This is a genomic window from Arthrobacter sp. Soil736 (genome assembly GCF_001428005.1).
Taxonomy (GTDB): Bacteria; Actinomycetota; Actinomycetes; order Actinomycetales; family Micrococcaceae; genus Arthrobacter.
This window is the reverse complement of sequence record NZ_LMSB01000045.1, coordinates 1-20,189: the sequence shown is the minus strand read 5'-3', so window position 1 is coordinate 20,189 and position 20,189 is coordinate 1. Positions and strand designations below refer to the sequence as shown.

General features: G+C 67.5%; 19 protein-coding genes and 1 riboswitch. Of the genes, 10 read left to right on the top strand and 9 right to left on the bottom strand.

The genetic code is table 11. The annotated features are described in order from the left end of the window. Window positions 1-23: 23 nt before the first annotated feature. From ASG92_RS28625 to hemE, 3 genes are all read right to left on the bottom strand, one after another. Window positions 24-914 carry a hypothetical protein gene (locus ASG92_RS28625; protein ID WP_157372370.1) on the bottom strand — a complete coding sequence of 297 codons (891 nt, stop codon included), beginning with the start codon at window positions 912-914 and terminating at the stop codon, window positions 24-26. 113 nt (window positions 915-1,027) lie between these two features. Beyond that, window positions 1,028-2,485, bottom strand: a complete 1,458-nt coding sequence (hemG, locus tag ASG92_RS21285; protein ID WP_056633046.1) for a protoporphyrinogen oxidase — start codon at window positions 2,483-2,485, stop codon at window positions 1,028-1,030. Window positions 2,486-2,489: 4 nt separating this feature from the next. Continuing rightward, window positions 2,490-3,584 (bottom strand): uroporphyrinogen decarboxylase, encoded by a 1,095-nt coding sequence (gene hemE / locus ASG92_RS21280; protein ID WP_056633043.1) that lies wholly within the window; start codon window positions 3,582-3,584, stop codon window positions 2,490-2,492. 158 nt (window positions 3,585-3,742) lie between these two features. On the opposite strand from hemE, the gene ASG92_RS21275 reads away from it, so the two are divergent. The 3 genes from ASG92_RS21275 to ASG92_RS21265 all read left to right on the top strand — a co-directional run bounded on the left by ASG92_RS21275 (window position 3,743) and on the right by ASG92_RS21265 (window position 8,222). After that, window positions 3,743-5,092 (top strand): glutamyl-tRNA reductase, encoded by a 1,350-nt coding sequence (locus ASG92_RS21275; RefSeq protein WP_056633040.1) that lies wholly within the window; start codon window positions 3,743-3,745, stop codon window positions 5,090-5,092. A gap of 98 nt (window positions 5,093-5,190) precedes the next feature. Then, a complete protein-coding gene (locus tag ASG92_RS21270; RefSeq protein WP_056633037.1) occupies window positions 5,191-5,877 on the top strand; it encodes a hypothetical protein in 687 nt (228 codons plus the stop codon). Next, window positions 5,874-8,222: a multicopper oxidase domain-containing protein gene (locus ASG92_RS21265; RefSeq protein ID WP_056633035.1), complete on the top strand. Its 2,349-nt coding sequence runs from the start codon at window positions 5,874-5,876 to the stop codon at window positions 8,220-8,222. The genes ASG92_RS21270 and ASG92_RS21265 overlap by 4 nt, the downstream gene beginning before the upstream one ends. A 34-nt stretch (window positions 8,223-8,256) precedes the next feature. Here the strand turns inward: ASG92_RS21265 and moeB are convergent, their stop codons facing one another. Beyond that, a complete protein-coding gene (gene moeB / locus ASG92_RS21260; RefSeq protein WP_056633030.1) occupies window positions 8,257-9,456 on the bottom strand; it encodes a molybdopterin-synthase adenylyltransferase MoeB in 1,200 nt (399 codons plus the stop codon). 84 nt (window positions 9,457-9,540) lie between these two features. Between moeB and ASG92_RS21255 the strand changes: the two genes are divergently transcribed. The 3 genes from ASG92_RS21255 to ASG92_RS21245 are packed head-to-tail and all read left to right on the top strand — an operon-like array spanning window position 9,541 to window position 10,802. After that, window positions 9,541-10,209, top strand: a complete 669-nt coding sequence (locus ASG92_RS21255; protein WP_056633029.1) for a TetR/AcrR family transcriptional regulator — start codon at window positions 9,541-9,543, stop codon at window positions 10,207-10,209. A gap of 57 nt (window positions 10,210-10,266) precedes the next feature. After that, window positions 10,267-10,491 (top strand): DUF3107 domain-containing protein, encoded by a 225-nt coding sequence (locus ASG92_RS21250; protein WP_056633028.1) that lies wholly within the window; start codon window positions 10,267-10,269, stop codon window positions 10,489-10,491. 8 nt (window positions 10,492-10,499) lie between these two features. After that, window positions 10,500-10,802, top strand: coding sequence for a hypothetical protein (locus ASG92_RS21245; protein WP_056633027.1), 303 nt, complete (start codon window positions 10,500-10,502; stop codon window positions 10,800-10,802). A gap of 45 nt (window positions 10,803-10,847) precedes the next feature. Here the strand turns inward: ASG92_RS21245 and ASG92_RS21240 are convergent, their stop codons facing one another. From ASG92_RS21240 to thiO, 4 genes are all read right to left on the bottom strand, one after another. Further along, window positions 10,848-11,513 carry a 4a-hydroxytetrahydrobiopterin dehydratase gene (locus ASG92_RS21240; RefSeq protein WP_056633025.1) on the bottom strand — a complete coding sequence of 222 codons (666 nt, stop codon included), beginning with the start codon at window positions 11,511-11,513 and terminating at the stop codon, window positions 10,848-10,850. Between the two features lie 65 nt (window positions 11,514-11,578). Continuing rightward, entirely contained in the window at window positions 11,579-12,394 is an 816-nt protein-coding gene (locus tag ASG92_RS21235; protein WP_056633022.1) for a thiazole synthase, read from the bottom strand. Window positions 12,395-12,399: 5 nt separating this feature from the next. After that, window positions 12,400-12,636 carry a sulfur carrier protein ThiS gene (gene thiS, locus ASG92_RS21230; protein WP_056633019.1) on the bottom strand — a complete coding sequence of 79 codons (237 nt, stop codon included), beginning with the start codon at window positions 12,634-12,636 and terminating at the stop codon, window positions 12,400-12,402. A gap of 18 nt (window positions 12,637-12,654) precedes the next feature. After that, window positions 12,655-13,995: a glycine oxidase ThiO gene (gene thiO, locus ASG92_RS21225; protein ID WP_056633018.1), complete on the bottom strand. Its 1,341-nt coding sequence runs from the start codon at window positions 13,993-13,995 to the stop codon at window positions 12,655-12,657. After that, window positions 13,988-14,108: riboswitch (TPP riboswitch) on the bottom strand. It overlaps the preceding gene by 8 nt. Before the next feature lie 27 nt (window positions 14,109-14,135). Between thiO and thiE the strand changes: the two genes are divergently transcribed. Next, window positions 14,136-14,840, top strand: a complete 705-nt coding sequence (gene thiE, locus ASG92_RS21220) for a thiamine phosphate synthase (RefSeq protein ID WP_056633017.1) — start codon at window positions 14,136-14,138, stop codon at window positions 14,838-14,840. Window positions 14,841-14,888: 48 nt separating this feature from the next. Here the strand turns inward: thiE and ASG92_RS21215 are convergent, their stop codons facing one another. Next, complete coding sequence (locus ASG92_RS21215; protein WP_056633014.1) at window positions 14,889-15,575, bottom strand: ferritin-like fold-containing protein; 687 nt, start codon at window positions 15,573-15,575, stop codon at window positions 14,889-14,891. A gap of 41 nt (window positions 15,576-15,616) precedes the next feature. Between ASG92_RS21215 and ASG92_RS21210 the strand changes: the two genes are divergently transcribed. From ASG92_RS21210 to ASG92_RS21200, 3 genes are all read left to right on the top strand, one after another. Then, window positions 15,617-17,155 carry an RNB domain-containing ribonuclease gene (locus tag ASG92_RS21210; RefSeq protein ID WP_056633011.1) on the top strand — a complete coding sequence of 513 codons (1,539 nt, stop codon included), beginning with the start codon at window positions 15,617-15,619 and terminating at the stop codon, window positions 17,153-17,155. Between the two features lie 299 nt (window positions 17,156-17,454). Further along, window positions 17,455-19,170: a DEAD/DEAH box helicase gene (locus ASG92_RS21205; RefSeq protein ID WP_056633009.1), complete on the top strand. Its 1,716-nt coding sequence runs from the start codon at window positions 17,455-17,457 to the stop codon at window positions 19,168-19,170. A gap of 8 nt (window positions 19,171-19,178) precedes the next feature. Further along, the gene (locus ASG92_RS21200) at window positions 19,179-20,051 is read left to right on the top strand and encodes a site-specific DNA-methyltransferase (protein WP_056633006.1); all 873 of its coding nucleotides are present in this window, start codon (window positions 19,179-19,181) and stop codon (window positions 20,049-20,051) included. Window positions 20,052-20,189: the final 138 nt, after the last annotated feature.

The window sequence follows — 20,189 nt, the reverse complement described above, 5'->3', positions numbered from 1 at the left end:
ACAGAGCGTAGAAGTGGGGTATGTCACAGGGATCGGCGGATTCTGACGACGGCAAGGCCTGCCGCGCCCGCCAGGATCAGCAGTCCGGCACCCCACCAGACCAGCGGCGAGACGGCGCCTCCGGGCGTGGCAGCGAAAACGGCACTCTCAGCAGGCCCGCGCGCGATGTACGGGGAGTCGGCGGCAGCCATGTTCGTCGGACCGTTCAACCCGGCCGAGCCCCATACCCCGGACGCGATTCCGGGGACGGAGCGTCCCCCGAAGCCTGACGCCGCGGACAGCGCCGAGAGGTCCGCAACCGAACCGGTCTTGCCGGTCGGCTCCGGGCCGGCAGCGGGCCCGCTTGCGGCAGCGGCCGGGGATGATGCCGGAGCCGGGGCGGTCCACTGGCTTGCGCTGGTGGGTAGGGGCCTGGCCGGGCCGGAGCCCGCAGCTTGCGATGTGCCGGCCTGTTCGGCAGCTGGTGAAGGGGCTGAGCCGGAGGGAGCCGGAGCGGGGGCGGAGGTCCCGGACGGCGAGACGGTCGGCGACGGCGCGGGCGCTGTGACCGAGGGTGCGGTCGGGGTGGGCGTAGGCGTGGCGGTGGCCGTGGGCGTTGCCGACGGTGACGGCGACGATGTCCGCAAGGGCGACAGCGTCGGGGCCGGCGTTTCGGACGGATCCGGTTCGGCCGTCAGTGCGGCTGTCGCCCAGGCCCCAAGATCGGCCACACCGGAGACGCCGGCACTCAGTCCTGTGGTGGCCGAGGTGCCGCTGTCCGGGTCTGCCGGCAGGGCAGGCGTAAGAGCGTTGGATGCAGGAACCCCTGCGGACATGACCAGCACCGCTCCGAGCGCAGCTGCTGCCGTGCCGCGCCGAAGACCCCCATGGAAACCAGTCAGCGTACGAAAGTTATCGGACTTCTGATTGACCATAGTTATCGACACTAGACACAAAATCGCGCAGGGGAAAACTTGCGAACATTGCCGCCAGCAGGTAACGCGGGCGGCAATGAAGCAGACCGGAAAAGAATCCTCCGGGGCGGCCGCTACTGCAGGAACGCCCGCACCTGCTTCCGGGTGTCTGCCACCACGGCCGCGAGGCCGTTGCCCGCGAGCCACCCGCCCACCATCAGCAGACCCGCACTGCCGGAGCAGATCCTCCGGACGTCCGCCACCCGCTGCCGGTGCCCGACGGCCGCAAACGGCAGGGCGCCGGCCCATGAGACCACATCCCAGCCCACAAGGTTCTCAGCCTTGACCGGAACGGTCAGCAGGGCTGACGCGTCCTGCAAAGCGATGTCAAGCAGGGCCGCGTCGGGCCCCGCAGCCGGTGCCTGTCCGGCCGGGGCGGAACTGTCCCGGCGCCCGTACGACAGCCTCAACACGTGCCTGCCCGGCCCCGCTTCCGCGGCAAGCCAGTCCCATTTGGCCGTGGCGTGGGTGAGCGCCTTGGCCCGGATTCCGGCGGATTGCGGGGCCACCAGGATTCCGGTCCCGCGCGGGCGCGCGTCCAGTTCAGGGAGGTCCACAACAAGTGTCACAAGCTTGACCTCCGGTCCCGGGCCAGGTCGGTGGCCGGCCAAAGCCGGCACGGCATCCTCGAGGAGCCCGACGGCGGAGGGCCCGTCGAGGGCAATCACCAGGACATCGGCGTCGTACGTTTCCCCCCGTGCCGCAATCCGCCATCCGCCAGGCGTGTGCGCCGCGCCGTCGGCACGTGTGCCGGGCACCAGCTCCACGCCGCGCCGGCGAAGATCCGCCACGAGGGCGGCAACCAGCGTATGCATCCCGCCCGTCAAACCTGCGACGGCGGAGCCTGCCTTGGCGGCAGACCCCTGCGCACCTGGCCCCTGCGCACCTGACCCCTTGCGTTGGGCGGCGACGGCGGCGGCCAGCGACCCGTGCCGGGTAATCCCCGCGCGAAGACCCGGGGCAACCATGTCGACGTCCAGCAGTCCGGGGTCGGCCGAGTGGACCCCGCCCACCACGGGCTCGACGAGCCGTTCGAGGACGCGGCGGCCCATCCGGGCCCGCACCAGGGCGGAGACGCTCGAGACGTCCGCCGTTGTGCCCACGGATGTCGGCAGGAACTTGTCCAGCGAGGCCCGGAGGGAGCCCCGCAGCCCCAGGGACCGTCGCACCTCCGGATCCCATGGGTTTGCCGGGATGCCGAGCACGCCGGTTTTGGGGAGCTCGCGCGGACCGTCGGGCAGCTGCACCCAGGCCCCGCCGGGGTGGGGGGCCACAATGTTTCCGGCCAGCCCCAGCTCCGCGGCGAGGTCAGCCACCGCGCTGGAGCGGGTGGCGAAGGACTCGGCGCCGCTGTCCAGCGTCAGCCCGGCCACCTCGTGGCGGCCCACGCAGCCGCCCCACGCATCAGTGGCTTCAAGCAGCGTGGTCCGGAAGCCGGCCTGGGCCAGTTCCCTCGCGGCGATGAGGCCGGAGATGCCGCCTCCAACCACCAGGGCGGTCCGTCCGGCAGCCGGAGGATTGCCCGCGGCCACCGCCTTACTCCGGAGAAATGGAGTGGATGAGTTCGACGACGCGCGTCAGCACATCCGGGTCGGTTTCCGGAGGCACGCCGTGGCCGAGGTTCAGGACATGGCCGGGCGCCGCCGCGCCGGACGCAATGACCTCCCGGACGTGTGCCTCGAGCACGTCCCACGGGGCCGAGAGGAGCGCCGGATCGATGTTGCCCTGCAGCGCCACGGTGCCGCCGAGCCGGCGGTTCGCTTCGTCGAGCGGGAGGCGGTAGTCCACACCCACTACGTCCACGCCGACGTCGCGCATGGCCACGAGGAGTTCGGAGGTTCCGGTGCCGAAATGGATCAGCGGCGCGCCGAGGTGCCGTACATGGTCCAGCGCCCGGGCGGATGCCGGCGCAACAGATCGCGTGTAGTCCGCCAGCCCCAGGGAACCTGCCCAGGAATCGAAGAGCTGCCCGGCAGAGGCACCCGCCTCCAGCTGCGCCCGAAGGAACATCCCGGACGCATCAGCGGCCCAGTTGGCCAGCGCCGTCCAGGTTTCCGGATCGGCGTGCATCATGGTGCGGGGGCCCAGGTGGTCGCGGGAAGGCTTGCCTTCCACCATGTAGGCGGCCAGGGTGAAGGGCGCGCCGGCGAAGCCGATGAGCGGCGTCTTGCCCAACTGCGCCACGGTCAGGCGGACGGCCTCGCGGATCGGCTCCAGCGCCTCCCACGTGAGCTTGGGCAGGGCTGCGACATCGGCGGCAGTCCGGATTGGCTTGTCCAGGACCGGGCCGACGCCCGGCACGATGTCAACGCCGACGCCGGCCAGCTTGAGCGGAATGACAATGTCGGAGAAGAAAATCGCCGCATCCACATCGTGGCGGCGAACAGGCTGCAGCGTGATCTCGGAGGCCAGTTCCGGGCGGAGGCAGGAGTCCAGCATGGCCACGCCTTCGCGGACCTTCAGGTATTCAGGCAGGGACCGGCCGGCCTGCCGCATGAACCACACCGGACGGCGGCTCGGCTTGCCGCCGCGGTAAGCCGTGATGAGCGGCGAGTCGGCGGTGCGCCCGTCCATGAGCGGATGGCCTGCATCAAGAACGGTGCCGGCTGAAGTTGCAGCGCTAGAAGTCATGCCTTTGATTGTGCCGAAAATCGGCCCTAAAAGATAACGACAGCCTGTCATCCCGGGACCGCCGGGACCATGCGTGGCAGGAATCACAGGGCAGGAGGACGGCGATCCCGGCAGAGGGTTGTTCTACGCCGTTGCGAAAAAGCTATGATTGTCCTGCTGTGGTTCTTTTTTCATTGGTGGCGACTCACGCCGACATCGACCTCGAAACCGTCGCTCAGCTAAGCAACGGTTCTTCAGGCATCGCAACATCCGCCCTCGCCGGATCGCCGGCAGTGACGGGTGCGGTTGTCCTTGCCACCTGCAACCGCTATGAAATCTACGGCGAGACGCCGCATGCGGACGACGTCGAAGCCGCCCGCGCCGCCCTGGTGGGCCAGATCAGCGAGATGAGCGGGCTCAGTGAACAGCTCGTGTCCCGGTCATTCAGCACCCACACGGGCCCCGAAGTGAGCCAGCACCTTTTTGCCGTTAGCTCGGGCCTCGACTCCGCGGTGGTCGGCGAACGCGAAATCGCGGGACAGGTGCGACGCGCGTTGATCACCGCCCAACATGAGGGCACCGCCAGCTCCGGCCTGGTACGCCTGTTCCAGGCCGCATCCAAGACGGCAAAGGACGTCGGCGCCCAGACGGCGCTCGGGTCCAGGGGCCTGTCCATCGTCTCGGTGGCCCTCGATCTCGCCACGGACCTTTCCGAGGAAACCGACTGGTCGCAGAAGAAGGTTGTGGTGTTCGGCACCGGCGCCTATGCCGGAGCCACCATGGCGCTGTTGCGCGAACGCGGCTGCCGCGACATCTCGGTGTTCTCCTCATCAGGACGGGCGGCAACGTTCGTGGCCACCCGCGGCGGCACGGCGCTCGACGGCGACTCCCTTGCGGCCGCTGTGGCGGCCGCCGACGTCATGATCGGGTGCAGCGGCTCGGACGCCAGGGTGGAAGCAGCCGAGCTCGCCCAGGTCCGCGCAAATTCCGCCCAGCCGCTGATCGCCATCGACCTGGCGCTGACGCACGATTTCGACCCCGCCGTGGGAGAGCTCGACGGCGTGGAGCTCCTCACGCTGGAGTCCGTGCGCCTCGCGGCTCCCCAGGAGCAGGCGGAGTCCCTCGCCCAGGCCAGCAGCCTGGTGTCCGGCGCAGCCGTAGCCTTTGAACAGGAGCGGGAGGCCCGGTCAGTGGATTCGGCCATCGTGGCCCTGCGCCGCCACACCATGAGCGTCCTGGACGCGGAAATGGAAAAGGTGCGCGCCCGCCACGGTTGCACGGCGGCGGCCGAAGAGGTCGAATTTGCGCTGCGCCGCATGGTTAAGCAGCTCCTCCACGTCCCTACCGTCCGGGCCCGGGAGCTGGCGTCCAACGGCCAGCAGGACGACTACGTCGCCGCCCTGGAAACCCTTTACGGCATCACGGTGGAACAGCCGGCGGCCGCGGCAAAGGCCGAGTGCCCCGTCGATCACAGCCAGCTGGCACCGGCCACGCTCCCCGAGGCCGGGGCGCGCCGGAACTCCGCTTAGCTTCCTCCGCCCTGATTAGAGCGCCGCACGCTCAACCTTTCCATAGGTTTCACGGACAGCATTGAACCTGTCCGTGAATCCTTTTAAGGGGTGCGACCATGAAGCCGAATCCGCCTGCAGTAACCGCCCCTGCCCTGACCCGTCGGCAATTCGGCCTCATCGTAGGCGGCGGGGCCTTGCTGCTCGCGGCCGGAGGCACATACGGCGTGGACTCGTGGAGCACGTCGAACAGCGCCGAACCGGTTGCCACCGCCTTCGGCTCCCTGTCGGTAGTGAATGCGGGCCGTTTGGCCAGGCTGGACGCGCAGGGCAGGCCGGCGACAAAGTCGTTGGCCGCCGCCGCATCGCGGATTACCGGACCTGGCGCCGTGGCCTCGTTGTCCGGCGCGTCCCGGCGGGGACCTGGCGATCAGGGCGTCAGCCTCGCCGTCCATACGCATGACGGCGGGGTCATTCCGGATTCCGGCTGGCCGCAGCCTGCCAATTTCACCTGGGGCGACGTCGTCCTCCTCGAAGTGGCCGTGACCAACAGCCGGCCGGAGCCCGTCCTGTTTGCCCCGGGGCAGCTTCGCCTGAAGCTGGTGCCTTCGGGCATCACGGTCACGCCCCAGGACTTCAACAGAGGCCCGGGCGCCATAGCCGCAGGTGCCACGGAGCGTCTCTGGATCAGCTACCTTGCGCCCCACGACGCCCTTGACCTGGAGCTGGAGTATTCGGAGCCGGAGCAGGACGGGACCATGAGCCTGGCCTTGCCGCTCCTGACCGCAAGCCAGGTGAAGTCATGAGTCCCCTGGACCTGCACATTAACGACGGCTTCCTGCCCATGGTGGACGGTTCACTCGTCTACCATCGCGGATTCGGGGACCGGCGCACCCTCGTCACGGATCCGAAGCCGAGCCTCGCGGTGAGTCCCCGAGTATTCCTGCGGAACGGTACCGTGGTGGCGAGCCGCACCTACCCGCTCAAGGCGGCCGTCCCGCCCCTGGGGCGTCCGGCGCCCGCCGCCAAGGACCCGGCCAACCCCGGCGAATTCCTGGTCCGCCGCGCATACTGGGCCAGCTTCTTCCCGGACCGCACGCTGATCGCGGAAACCGGCAGCACCATCAGCATTCGGGTGACCAACCACCTCGCCCAGGAGCATGCGCTGCAGTTCCTGAACGCCGGGCCCGGAAACGGCCATGTCGGTACGGGCGTGATCAGGCCCGGCCAGACCAAGACACTGCAATTCCCGGCCCCGAAGGCAGGCACCTACCTCTACTGCGACCCCGGCGCCGATCCGGCCGATCCGAACGCCGACCCCGTCCAGCGTATTCTTGGCCTGTTTGGCGCCCTGCTGGTCACCGACCCGGCCTCGCCGTGGCTGCCCATGCCGAACGGGCCGGAATTCGAGCGGCAGTGGCTGTGGATGCTGCACAACGTCGACCCCGTATGGGCCGGCATCGCCTCCCGCAACGGGACCGTGGATCCCGATAAGACGCCGGTGTTCCCGCGGTATTTCACGCTCAACGGCCGTAGCGGCTTCCAGTCCCTGGCCGCCTCCACGGATGAGGCCCTGAACCGCGTCCGTGAAGAGGACACCCTGATGTCCGGGTCCGCCCGGCACATCGACGTCCGCAACTTTAGCCAGGCCGCCACGGCCGGCACGCTCAGGACCGGTCAGCTCATGCGCTTCCTCAACGCCGGGGTGGTCCATCACCAGCTGCATTTCCACGGAAACCATCTCTGGACCGTGAGCCGGAACGGAGCCCCGTTCCCCCGTACCGGCGGGAGGGTCGATGCCGACGGCCACATCGTGCTCCAGCAGTGGGAGGACGTCATTGAGATGCACCCCCTGGACCGAAAGGACTCTGTCCTCCCCGTGAGGCGCCCCCCGGAGGCCACCGATCAGGTATGGAACGCCCGCAAGGAGGACTGGTTCTACCCGATGCACTGCCACGCCGAACCCTCCCAGGTGGCCAGGGGCGGGATGTATCCAGGCGGACTGGTGGGACACTGGACGGTGGCTACCCCAGGGCCTGCCGCGGCCAGCACCGCGTCGCACCAGCTGTTCCGCAGCCAGGTCGACTTCAGCTCCCAGCAGATGCATGAGGGAAGCCCCGCAACGGAGTTCCGCCAGACACCGGACGTGGCCCATGAGTTTAAGTTCTTCAACCGAAAGATGAAGTTCGACGACGGCGGTGAATTCGAGATGTGGACGTTCGAAACCGAGAACTCCGGACGGATCTACCCGGCGCCCCTGGTGCGGGTCACGGAGGGCCAGGTGTTCCACGGCACGATCCGGCCGAGCAAGAGGGTCCACACGATTCACTGGCACGGCATCGAACCGGATCCGCGGAACGACGGCGTGGGCCACACCTCCTTCGAGGTGTCGGGGGACTACACCTATCAGTGGCAGCCGGACCGGGGGCAACCCGGCAATCCGAATGTGGGGGCGGCCGGCACGTATTTCTATCACTGCCACGTCAACACCACGTTGCATGTGCAAATGGGGATGTTCGGCCCGCTGATCATTGACCCGGTGGCCCATCCGGACTACCCGGTGACCAAGGGTGCCCGCCGGGCGTTCGTTGACGGGCCGGAATACGACATCGGTACCGAAACGATGCTTGTCCCCTACTCGGTGGACCCCCGCTGGCACGAACTGAACCACGCGGCAGGGCTCTCGGGCGACGACGCGGGCCTGGACAAATTCGAGCCCAAGCACCTCTACCTGATGGGAGGAGAACTCGCCCCGAGACCAACCAAGGAAGGCCCCCTCTTCCTCACCCGCATCCGCGCCCGGATGGCAGGAGGCACTGTCAAACCCACCCTGCTCCGCCTGCTGAACGCCAACTACTTCCCCGTCAACGCCTACTTCACGGACGCCGCCGGCAAGCGCGTTGCCATGGCTGAACTGATAGCGCACGACGGACGGCCCTTCCGCGACACGTCAAGCCCGTCAGGGCCGGCACGGCCGATTTCCGCCACGGGCCCACTGCGGACCAGCATCGTCAATTTCGGCGCGGCCGAGCGCTATGACATGCTCCTGCGTCCGCCTGCACCGGGCACGTACAAGCTCACCGTGGACCTGCTGGACTGGATCACCGGGAAGGTCATTCTGTCCCGGCAAATCCCGGTCATCGCGGGGTGACATGGCCTGCCCCGCCGATAACACGGCACCCCCGTCAGTAGACGGGCTTCTGCGGCTCCACGTCCCTGACCCAGGCGAGGATGCCGCCGTCGAGATGGCTCACGCGCTGGTAGCCGGCCTTTTGTGCGGCGGCCAGCACGGCCGCGGAGCGTGTCCCGGCCTTGCAGTGGAACACGATGTCCTTGTCCTGCGGCAGCTCGCCCCAGGCCTCGCCCGCGAGGATCCGGCCCTGCGGAATCAGGACGGAGCCGTCAATCCGGACGATGTCGTACTCCCCTGTCTCCCGGACGTCCACGAGCTCGAAGTCCCTCAGCCCGGCATTGCGCGAAGCGAGCATGGTGGCCAGCTGTGTTGCGGTGACGGTGTGTTCCGTGTCGGCGGCTTCCAGGGGGGTGATTCCGCAGAACGCCTCATAATCCGTCAGTTCGGTGATTCTCGGGGCCGCCGGGTCCTTGGCCACCCTGATCTCGCGCCAGCTGCCGCCCAGGGCGTCATACAGCGCCACACGTCCGAGCAGGGAACGCCCGACGCCGGTGATCAGCTTGACGGCCTCCGTCACCATCAGGGACCCGACGGCCGCGCAGAGCATCCCGAAAACGCCGCCCTCGCCGCACGACGGCACGGAACCTGCCGGCGGCGCCTCCGGGTACAGGTCCCGGTAGGTGGGGCCGTGCTGTTCCCAGAACACGCTGACCTGCCCGTCGAAGCGGAAGATCGACCCCCAGACGTAGGGCTTGCCGAGGATCGCCGCGGCGTCGTTGACGAGGTAGCGGGTAGCAAAGTTGTCCGCCCCGTCAAGGATGAGGTCGTAGCCGGCAAAAAGCTCCAGGGCATTGGAGGCGTCCAGCCTGACGTTGTGCAGCCGCACGTCGACGAAGGGGTTCAGCGCGGCAATCGCATCCCGCGCCGATTCGATTTTGGGGCGTCCGACGTCCCCGACGCCGTGGATGATCTGGCGTTGCAGGTTGCTCAGGTCAACGGAGTCATCGTCAATGATTCCGATGGTCCCCACGCCGGCGGCGGCCAGGTAGAGCAGCGCGGGAGAGCCGAGTCCGCCGGCGCCGATGACCAGGACGCGCGCGTTCTTCAGCCGCCTTTGGCCGAGCGCGCCGATCTCGGGAATGATGAGGTGCCGGGAGTACCGCTCCACCTCTTCGGGCGAGAGTCCAGGGGCCGGATCAACCAAGGGGTCCAGTGAGGTGCGTGCAGTATTTGCGGTGGACGGAGAAGCCATACTTCAATGTATGCCTGAAGATACCGCGCGGTCATATTACCCCCGGGTAAAGTGAAGTTAACAGCAATTGAAAGAAGGCCAACAGTGGTTCATCATGCACACGTTGATCGAACTCAGGCCGCGCAATCCCGTGCCGCCACCCCCCGCGCCGCCGGGCAGCGATCCGCCAGGCTGCCGCGGGATGAGCGCAGGGCCCAGCTGCTGGCGGCCGCCCAGGAAGTGTTCGTCGCCAACGGCTACCACGGAGCCGCCATGGACGAGATCGCGGAAACGGCCCATGTGAGCAAACCGGTGCTCTACCAACACTTTCCCTCTAAGCGCGAGCTTTACCTGGCGCTCCTGGACAGCCACCTCGGGGCTCTGACCGATCTCCTGATGGGCGCGCTTAATTCCACCACCGACAACAAAGAGCGCGTCCAGGCCGTCATGCGTGCCTACTACCGGTTCATCGACAGTGACGACCAGGCGCACCGCCTCGTGTTCGAGTCCGACCTCGTCAACGATCCTGACGTCAGTGCGCGCCTCGAGACATTCAACAAGGCCTTTGCGGACGCCATCGCGCGGGTCATCGCCGAAGACACCAAGCTGCCTCAGCTGGAGGCGCAGCTGCTCGGCCGGGGCCTCGCGGGCATGGCGCAGGTCAGCGCACGCTACTGGCTCGAAACGGACGGCAATCTTGACCTGGATGTCGCCAGTGACCTTATCTACCGTTTAGCTTGGCGCGGAATCTCTCGCTTCCCCAAAGAGTCCTAGACTACAAAGGGAGAACACCTTTGAAATTTCAACTTTGATTGGCTGGGAGGCCTTGCTGTGGAAGTAAAGATCGGCATTCAGAACATCGGCCGCGAAATTGTGCTGGAATCGGCTCAGGATGCAGACTCCGTGGCCAAGGTCGTAGCGGAATCCCTCGCCAAAGGCACGGAGCTGCGGCTGACCGACGAAAAGGGCCGCCAGATCATCATCCCCGCGAACGTCCTGGGCTACGTCGAAATCGGCGCCGAGGAAGTCCGCCGGGTCGGCTTCGGCGCACTGTAGGAAGCACCGTGCTGTCCCTCGTTATCGTGCTCCTGGTGACCGTTGCCGCAGGCTTCATCGTCTGGGCCAATGACAAACGGCACGCCAAATACGGCATTCTCCTCCCGGCAGGCGTGGCCGCCGCGGTGGGCATGCTCGCCTGGATCATTTGCATGACGGCGGGGCTCGGCTACAAGCCGGGACTCACGTGGATGCCGTGGATCGTTCCCATGGTGGCGGGCACCGCGGCGGCTGTGGCCGTGGCCGTATTCCTGGGCAGGGTCCGTGCGAGGCACGACACCCGGCGGCTGACGGCAGCCCTGAAGATCTAGCTTCCTGCGCTTCTCCAGACCCGGAATCCTACAGACCCCGGAATCCTAGAGGTCCGGTCCGGTGCCTTCCTCAGTGCACAGGCAAAGCCGGTTCCCTTGGGCGTCAGTGACCACCACCCAGCCGGGTGCGTGGTCACTGTTCATTAACGCGCCGGTGGCCGCTGTCTTCTCCAGGGCCGGCGCCGACTCCTCTTTGGACCGGTGGACGTCCACATGCAGGCGGTTGTCGTTTGGAGTATCTGTTTCCTGGAACCACAGCCCCGGACCGCGGCCGTACGGGTCCGCCAGGCCACCGTCACGCCCCTTCCGGTAACCCAGGGCCACCCGCCAGACCTCCGAGATCTCCGCCGCGTCCGCGGTGTCGATCCCGATCTCCACGGTCCGGTACAGGCCAGGCTCTGCCTGGGCGCCCGCCGCCGCGGCTGCGTCACTGACCGCGGCAGCGGCGTTGACGTCGAGCGGGGTGACCTCGCTGCCGGCGTCGTGGGAACTGAACCGGATGAACACACGGTTGTAGCGCCAGTCCAGGTCGGGATGGTGGTTGCGCTCTTCGGCAAGACGCCCGACGGCGGCAATCAGCTCAAGCGCGGCGTCCGCCGTCGGCGTCTTGTAGACGGTGACCAGGCCGCCAAGCCGGTAGCGCCAGTCGGGCAGGCTGGCGAGCGCGTCGTCGATCTGGGGGCGGGTGAGGATATCGTCCCTGGCGGCCACGGCTGACTCCTAAAAGCGATCCTGTGAGCCTGCCGCGCCGCATGGTTTCCGTGGGTTGTCCGGGCCTACAGGAACTCTGCCCGGCCCTCCATGGCCGATGACGCCAAGGCATGCTCGCGGCGCGGGATCCGCCCGGCCGCTTTCGCCAGCCTACCGGCGATAACGGCGTGTTTGAAGGCCTCCCCCATGAGCGACGGGTTCTGGGCCCTGGTCACGGCAGTGGCCAGCAGTACGGCGTCGCAGCCCAGCTCCATGGCCAGCGCCGCGTCCGACGCCGTGCCGATCCCCGCATCCAGCACCACCGGAACAGAGGCCCGTGACACGATCAGCTCGATGTTGTGCGGATTGAGGATTCCCAGCCCGGTCCCGATGGGTGACCCCAGCGGCATGACGGCGGTCGCCCCCAGGTTTTCCAGCCGCAGCGCCAGCACGGGATCATCGTTGGTGTAGGCGAAGACCTTGAAGCCGCGGTTGACCAGCTGTTCGGTGGCGTCCACGAGCTCCACGGCGTCCGGCAGGAGTGTGTGTTCGTCGGCGATGACTTCGAGCTTCACCCAGTCGGTTTCCAGGGCCTCGCGCGCCAGCTCTGCCGTCATGACGGCGTCCCGCGCCGTGAAGCAGCCGGCGGTATTCGGCAGCACCCGGATGTTGTTGTCCAGGAGCAGCTGGAACAGGGACCCCGTTTCGGCGGGCGAGTAGCGCCGCATGGCTACGGTGGTCAGCTCCGTGCCGGAGGCAAGAAGCGCGGCGCCGAGCCCGTCCAGGCTGGGAGCCCCGCCCGTGCCCATGATCAGCCGCGAGGACAGTTCCACCCCGTCAATGACGAGGCGGTCGGCTGAGCCGGTCCCCGGCTGCGCTGCGGCCGTTGTTGTTTCTGTCATCGTCCTCATCCTCCCTGGACTGCCGTGACGAGTTCGATGTCGTCGCCCTCTGCAAGGGCAGTGCTGTGCCACTGGCTCCGCGGCACCACCTCTGAGTTGCGAGCCACGGCCACCCCGAGCCGTTGGCCGTCAGCGGCCTGTCCGTTGGCGGCAAGTTTGCGCCCGGTGACCTGGCTGACAAGTGTTGTGACGGAGGCGCCGGCGCCTACTGCCTGTTCAATACCGTTCAGTGTGATGTTCATGCTGGTTCCTCGTTCTGGTCAAATGTGACTGGGCCTGATGAATGTGGCCGTTCCGGATGGCGAACTGCCGGACAGTTCCGGGGAAAACCTCCCGGGCCGGAAGGCATCCCACCGCCCGTCCTCTACGCCGTCCATCAGCTCGCGGCAGATTACTGAGGCTGCCGGGGTCAGGAGCACGCCGTGGCGGAAAAACCCGGTGGCGATGATGAGCCCGGCCACCGAGGTTCGGGCCACTGCTGGTCCGGGCACTGCTGCTCCGGCCACTGCCGGTCCGGAGCCTCGCCCCGACGGGACAGGGCCGGACGGGACACGGCCCAGCAAGGGCGCATTGTCCGGCGTTCCCGGCCTCGCCCTTGCCGTTGATTCAAGGAGCTCAAGCTCCGCCACTGCAGGCACCAGCGACTGCGCATCCCTGAGCAGCTGATACACCCCGCCTGCGCTGGGCCCGGAAAGGTCGTCTTCCCGCTGGGTTGCACCGATCACCACTGTGCCGTCCCGGCGCGGAACCAGATACACGGGCACCCCGCGGACCATGCCCCGGACTGTGGCAGTCAGCAGCGGGCGGAGTCGCTCCGGAATCCTGAGCCTGAGAATGTCCCCGTAGACCGGCCGCAGCGGAAGCCTGAGCCCCTCCGGCAGCCCGTCCAGCGATCCCGCGGCTAGGCCGTTGGCCACCACCGTCTCGGCGGCCCGGACAGTCCCGCCGCCGGTCAGCCGGACCCCGCAGACGCCCGCGCTGTCCCACAGCAGGCCGGTGGCATGTTCCCTGACCGCGTACCCCTTCCACGCTCCGGCGACGGCGGTCCCGGAGCCGGGGGTGTGCTCGGCCAGGGCAGCGGCGAGGCTTTCCACGAGCCGCCGCGGATCCACCTGGTGGTCGGCCGGGATGTCCAGGGCGCAGGAGATGCCCGGGCTCAGCAGCGGCTCCCGGGACCGTGCCTCCCGGATGGTCAGGGGTTCGACGACGAGCCCGCTCGCCCGCTGGACTTCGCGGAGGTCCATCAGGGCGCGGCGGTCGGCGGGGTCCGCGCCGACGGCGAGGGTCGGCGTCGGAAGATAACCGGTGTCCCGGCCGCCGTCGGCGAGCGCGGCAGCGAAGGCCGGCCACCGGGCCGAGGACTCGAGCATCAGCTCCAGGAGTCCCTCTTCCTGGTAGTGCAGCTCGCTGACCGGTGCCAGCATCCCAGCGGCCGCCCAGCTGGCACCCGTCCCGGGCGATTCATCGATGAGGACCACGGAGCGTCCCGAGCGCCTTGCCTCCCAGGCGATCCCGTGGCCCACCACGCCGCCGCCGATGACGGCCACATCGGCATGCAGTGTTGGTGTGGCAGAAGTGTTCCCGCCGGATCCAGGGTTCATGGAAATCCTTCCCTACGCCGGTACTAACCGGATCAGGTCAAGCGGTCGGCTCTTACGCCCTCTCAGCCCTGCGCCGTTTGTGACAGCTGCAGCGGGCTCCCGCGGTACCTGCCCAGTTTAGAGGAACTAGGCTAGGTGCCATGACCGCGCATGACGTCCACACGACCGCCCGCCTGTACCTCTGCACCGATGCCCGCAAGGAGCGCGGCGATTTCGCTGACTTCGTTGATGCGGCATTCGCCGGCGGGGTGGACATCATCCAGCTGAGGGACAAAACCATCGAGGCCGCCGAGGAACTCGAACTCCTGGACGTCCTGGGCCAGGCAGCCCACAGGCACGGCCGGCTCTGGGCCGTCAACGACCGGGCCGACATCGCATCGCTGTCCGGCGCACCGGTGTTCCACATCGGCCAGAAGGACCTGCCGCTCCGCTCGGCGCGGAAGCTGCTGCACGCCTCCACGGTGATCGGCTTGTCCACGCACACCACCGGCCAGGTGGATGCCGCCATCGCCGCCACCCACGGCCGCACCGGGCTGGACTATTTCTGTGTGGGTCCGGTGTGGGCCACCCCCACGAAACCGGGACGTGCCGCCGTCGGTCTTGACCTTGTCCGGTATGCCGCGGAGGCGGTCCGGAAGGCGGATGAGGAGAGAGTCGGCGGCCTGCTCCTGCCCTGGTTCGCCATCGGCGGGATCGATCTCAGCAACGTGGAGGAGGTCCTGGCGGCCGGTGCCAACCGGATCGTGGTGGTGCGTGCCATCACCGAGGCTCCGGACCCGGAGGCCGCGGCAGCCGAGCTGCTGGCTGCCCTGGATGCCGCCGAGCCGGCGGCCGCTGCGTCGTAGCGGCGTACGCCTGGCAGCCGCCGCGACCGTTGCCGGACGGGCGGGCTGCTACCCGCTCAGTCCGAGCTGCACCATCCGCCGCGAGTGGTTTTCCGCGAGTTCCGTAGTGAGGCTGCGTACCAGCTCCCGCGCCGCGGCATCGTTTGCACCGCTCTCCGCATTGGTGAGCAGTCCGCTCAGGAAGGCGTGTTCGTAGCCCACCCTTTGGGCCTGCGTGACCGCCTCGCCAAGGAGCCGGCGGCCCCACAGCGCCAGCCGCGAGGCGAGCCGCGGATCATCCGCGAGTGCACCTTTCAGACGTTGCCGGAGCACGGCCGTTGCTTCCTCCGACGACTGGATCTGTTCGATGACGTCCCGGGTTTCGGCGTCCACATACCGGGCCACCATGCGGTAGAAGTCGGCGGAGACGGTGTCCACCACGTAGGCCTTCATCAGGGATTCGTACCAGTCCGCCGGGCGGGTCCGCTCATGGAAGTGGTCCACGGCGGCCTGGAACGGGAGCATGGCGTCCTCGACGTCAACGCCCATGGCGGCGAGCTTGGCACTCACGATCTCGTAATGCTGGAACTCGATGACGGCGATCCGGCCGAGCACGGCGCGGTCGTGCAGCGTGGGTGAGTAGCGGGCGTCCGAGGAGAGCCGTTCGAAGGCGGAAAGCTCGCCGTATGCCATGACGCCGAACAGATCTGCCACGAAGCGGTCGTACCGAGCGGTGTCAGCCGAGGATGTGCCCATAATCCAAGACTAACGGCGCAATTCGGGCTAACCTGATTTTCGTGTCACATCATCGCTTGTCCCCCAGCGTCCACGAGCAGACCAGTGCGCTGACGGACGCCCTGAGCGCGCTCCGAACGGAGCTGGAACTGCCGGGAGCGTTCCCGGAGGATGTGCTCAAGGAAGCGGAAGCGGCCGTCGCGGAGCGGCAGCTTCCCGAACTTGATATGACCGCCGTCGAGTTCATGACGATCGATCCGCCGTCATCCACCGACCTGGACCAGGCACTCTTCATCGAACGGTCAGGAGACGGCTACCGGATTCTCTATGCCATCGCGGACGTGCCGTCCTTCGTGGCTCCGGGCGGTGCGCTCGACGCCGAGACCCGACGCCGCGGACAGACCTTCTACGCCCCGGACGGCCGCATTCCGCTGCACCCGGTAGTCATCAGTGAGAATGCCGGCAGCCTGCTTGCCGGGCAGCTCTGTTCAGCGTTCGTGTGGGACTTCGAGCTCGATGCCGCAGCCGAGGTGACCTCCGTGCTGGTGCGCCGGGCAATGGTGCGCAGCCGGGCCAAGCTCAACTACAAGAGCGTCCAGGCTGAACTTGACGCCGGAACGGCCGCGCCGGTGCTTGTGCTCCTGAGAGAGGTCGGGCTGAAGCGGGTCGAGCTTGAACGGGCACGCGGCGGGGCAAGCCTGAACATGCCGGAGCAGGAAATTGTGCAGCTTCCCGACGGCGGCTACCGGATTGTGGCGGCGCCGCCGCTTCCGGTGGAGGACTGGAACGCCCAGATTTCCCTCATGACGGGGATGGCGGCGGCCTCCCTGATGCTTGAGGGCAAAGTGGGCATCCTGCGCACCATGCCGGCACCGGACGAACGCTCCCTCAGCCACTTCAGGCGCCAGACCGCCGCCCTGGGGAAGCCGTGGGACGGAAAGGCCAGCTACGGGGATTACCTCCGGACGCTGGATCCCACCGACCACCGGCAGCTGGCCATCCTCCATTCGGCAAGCATGCTCTTCCGCGGGGCCGGATACACCCACTTCGACGGGACGGCCCCGGATGCGGCCACCCAGTCCGCCATCGGGACGGCGTACGCACACACCACGGCGCCGCTGCGCCGGCTCGTGGACCGCTTCGTCCTGGTCATTTGCGAGGCACTGAGCAACAACAAGACCGTGCCGGCCTGGGCCCGTGAAGCGCTTCCCTCCTTGCCGGTCATCATGGCTGCGTCGGACCAGTTGGCTTCGAGGATGGAGAAGCTGGCCCTGGACACCGTGGAGGCCGCCCTGCTGATCAACCACATTGGCCAGGAATTCGACGCCGTGGTGATCTCCGGGTCGAAGCCCGCCAAAAACGGCAACGGCAACGGGAACGGGAACGGGAACGGCAGGGGTTCCAACGGCAAACCGTCCAACGGCAAAGGTTTCAACGGCAAGGCTTTCAACGGCACAGGCCCGTCCGGCGTCGTCCAGATAGCGGAGCCGGCCGTCACGGCCAGATGCGCCGGCGAAATGGAGCCAGGCACCAAGGTGAGGGTCCGTCTTATCTCCTCGGACATCGCCACGCGCGAGATCCACCTCGAGCTCGTGGGCTGATCCTGCAGCTGGTTCCTGCCGGTGCGCGGCCGCGCCAGTCAGTGAATCCGGTTTTGCCAGCTAGACTGAAGGGGTAGTAATGGATGCCCGGTCGTTGATTTCCTTGATTTTGAATTCAACAAGCCCGCCCCTACGCGATCTTGAGACACACCCGCTGGTCCCCAGTGCCAGCATTTAGATAGCCCGCGATCGGCTTCCACTGGAATTGCTTGCGCGCCCGACGTGCTCCGGAACGGCCCCTTGGGCCGGCCCCGTTGAGCAGGCGGCGTCAATGCCCAAATGAATAAGGAAACTCCCCTGTGAGTGAATTGCATACCCACCAGCTTCTCTCTGATGACTCCGGAACCGAGACCATCGAGCCTGAAGAGACCATCATCTCCGATGAGAAACCCCACGAAATAGCGGAGAAGTCCTTTGCGGACTACAACGTGCGCGCCGATATTGTCGAGTCCCTCGCCGATGCCGGCATCACCCACCCCTTCCCCATCCAGGCGATGACGCTGCCCGTGGCACTGTCCGGCCACGACATCATCGGCCAGGCCAAGACCGGCACGGGCAAGACCCTCGGCTTCGGCATTCCTGCGCTGCAGCGCGTGGTGGGCCCGGACGACGCCGGCTTTGACAAGCTGCCCGCCCCGGGTGCCCCGCAGGCCATGGTGATCGTTCCTACGCGTGAGCTCGCCGTGCAGGTTGCCAACGACCTCCAGAACGCATCACGCAAGCGCAATGCCCGGATCGCCACGATTTACGGCGGCCGCGCCTACGAGCCGCAGGTCGAGGCACTCCAGAAGGGCGTGGAGGTGGTGGTGGGCACCCCCGGCCGCCTGATTGACCTCTACAAGCAGAAGCACCTGGTTCTGAAGAACGTCAAGATCGTGGTGCTTGACGAAGCCGACGAAATGCTGGACCTCGGCTTCCTTCCGGACGTCGAGACCCTGATCGCCGGCACGCCGGCCGTCCGCCAGACGCTCCTGTTCTCCGCCACGATGCCTGGCCCGGTCATCGCCATGGCCCGCCGGTACATGACGCAGCCCACCCACATCCGCGCCGCGGATCCGGACGACGAGGGCCTGACCAAGCGCGACATCCGCCAGCTCATCTACCGTGCGCACAGCATGGACAAGACCGAGGTCGTTGCCCGCATCCTGCAGGCCCGCGGCCGCGGCCGCACCATCATCTTCACCAAGACCAAGCGCACAGCCGCAAAGGTTGCCGAGGAACTCGTGGACCGCGGGTTCGCCGCCGCCGCCATCCACGGCGACCTCGGACAGGGCGCCCGCGAGCAGGCCCTCCGCGCCTTCCGCAACAACAAGGTGGACGTCCTTGTTGCCACCGACGTCGCCGCCCGCGGCATCGACGTCGACGACGTCACGCACGTCATCAACTACCAGTGCGTCGAGGACGAGAAGATCTACCTGCACCGCGTGGGCCGCACCGGCCGCGCCGGCAACAAGGGCACCGCCGTCACGTTCGTGGACTGGGACGACATGCCGCGCTGGGGCCTCATCAACAAAGCGCTGGGGCTGAGCGTTCCCGAGCCCATCGAAACGTACTCCTCCTCGGCCCACCTGTACGAGGACCTGGACATTCCGGAAGGCACCAAGGGCCGGCTGCCGCGCAGCAAGCGCACGCTGGCCGGCGTCGACGCCGAAGTCCTGGAGGACCTGGGCGAGACCGGCAAGAAGACCACCCGCAGCAGCGGACGGGACAGCGCACGCGAGAGCGGCCGTTCCGGCGGACGCGACGCCGGCCGCACCGGCAGCAGGGAAGGCAGCCGCCGCAGCGGCGGCGAAACGGGCGGACGTTCGGGAGACCGCCGTCGTCGTTCCTCCGAGTCCGCCACTGACGCAGCAACCGGCCCCGCAGCAGGTTCCGCCGCAACGGCAACCGCCGACGGCGAGCAGCCGTCGCGCGCGCGCCGCAACCGCACGCGCACCCGCCGCCGTAACGGCGAAGTGGTGGCCGGCAGCGAGTCGGCGGCAACCGGCTCACAGCCAAGCGGCACCGAGGCCTAAAAGCCTCAATGACTGAAACTGTCTGGGCGCCGGACGGCAGCAACCTGGTGGTGCACGCGGATAACGCGCAGTTCCTCCCCACGCTGCCGGACGGCGCCTTCACGCTCATTTACGTGGACCCGCCGTTCAACACCGGCCGGGCGCAGCAGCGCCAGGAAACCAGGATGGTGCTCAACGCCGGCGGCGACGGTGACCGGGTCGGCTTCAAGGGCCGTTCCTATGACACGATCAAGGGCGCCCTGCACCGCTACGACGACGCCTTTAGTGACTACTGGTCCTTCCTGGAGCCGCGGCTGGTCGAGGCATGGCGCCTGCTGGCTGACGACGGCACGCTGTACCTGCACCTGGACTACCGCGAGGTGCACTATGCCAAGGTCATGCTGGACGCCATCTTCGGCAGGGAGTGCTTCCTGAACGAGATCATCTGGGCGTACGACTACGGGGCGCGCGCCAAATACCGCTGGCCCACCAAGCACGACAACATCCTTGTCTACGTGAAGAATCCGGCAAAATACCACTTCAACAGCGCCGAAGTGGACCGGGAGCCGTACATGGCGCCGGGGCTCGTGACGCCCGCCAAACGTGAGCTGGGCAAACTCCCCACCGACGTCTGGTGGCACACCATCGTCTCCCCCACGGGCAAGGAGAAGACGGGCTATCCGACGCAGAAGCCGGAAGGCCTGGTGCGCCGCGTGGTTGCTGCCTCAAGCCGGCCCGGCGACTGGTGCCTGGATTTCTTTGCCGGTTCCGGGACGCTCGGCGCAGTTGCCGCCAAGCTGGGCCGCAGGTTTGTCTGCGTGGACCAGAACCAGCCGGCGATCGACGTCATGGCCAAGCGGTTGGGCGCGCACGCCGAGTTCGCCTCCTACCCGCCCAACTAGATAGCAGCTCACGCCGTTCTCAGGCTTCAGAACCGCGCGTGCTGCTACCTAGCGGTCAGGCGTCGCTGCCGCGCCGTGGCAGGAGAAAGTTCGTTGTCGTCTCGCCATTGGTTCTGGCGGGCGGTTGTGGCTGGGCGG

Bases quoted from the DNA above. Each gene is read 5' to 3' on its own strand.
- ASG92_RS28625 (WP_157372370.1), bottom strand. From the start codon at position 914: ATGGTCAATCAGAAGTCCGATAACTTTCGTACGCTGACTGGTTTCCAT.
- hemE (WP_056633043.1), bottom strand. From the start codon at position 3,584: ATGACTTCTAGCGCTGCAACTTCAGCCGGCACCGTTCTTGATGCAGGC.
- ASG92_RS21270 (WP_056633037.1), top strand. From the start codon at position 5,191: ATGAAGCCGAATCCGCCTGCAGTAACCGCCCCTGCCCTGACCCGTCGG.
- ASG92_RS21265 (WP_056633035.1), top strand. From the start codon at position 5,874: ATGAGTCCCCTGGACCTGCACATTAACGACGGCTTCCTGCCCATGGTG.
- moeB (WP_056633030.1), bottom strand. From the start codon at position 9,456: ATGGCTTCTCCGTCCACCGCAAATACTGCACGCACCTCACTGGACCCC.
- ASG92_RS21235 (WP_056633022.1), bottom strand. From the start codon at position 12,394: ATGACAGAAACAACAACGGCCGCAGCGCAGCCGGGGACCGGCTCAGCC.
- thiS (WP_056633019.1), bottom strand. From the start codon at position 12,636: ATGAACATCACACTGAACGGTATTGAACAGGCAGTAGGCGCCGGCGCC.
- thiO (WP_056633018.1), bottom strand. From the start codon at position 13,995: ATGAACCCTGGATCCGGCGGGAACACTTCTGCCACACCAACACTGCAT.
- thiE (WP_056633017.1), top strand. From the start codon at position 14,136: ATGACCGCGCATGACGTCCACACGACCGCCCGCCTGTACCTCTGCACC.
- ASG92_RS21215 (WP_056633014.1), bottom strand. From the start codon at position 15,575: ATGGGCACATCCTCGGCTGACACCGCTCGGTACGACCGCTTCGTGGCA.
- ASG92_RS21200 (WP_056633006.1), top strand. From the start codon at position 19,179: ATGACTGAAACTGTCTGGGCGCCGGACGGCAGCAACCTGGTGGTGCAC.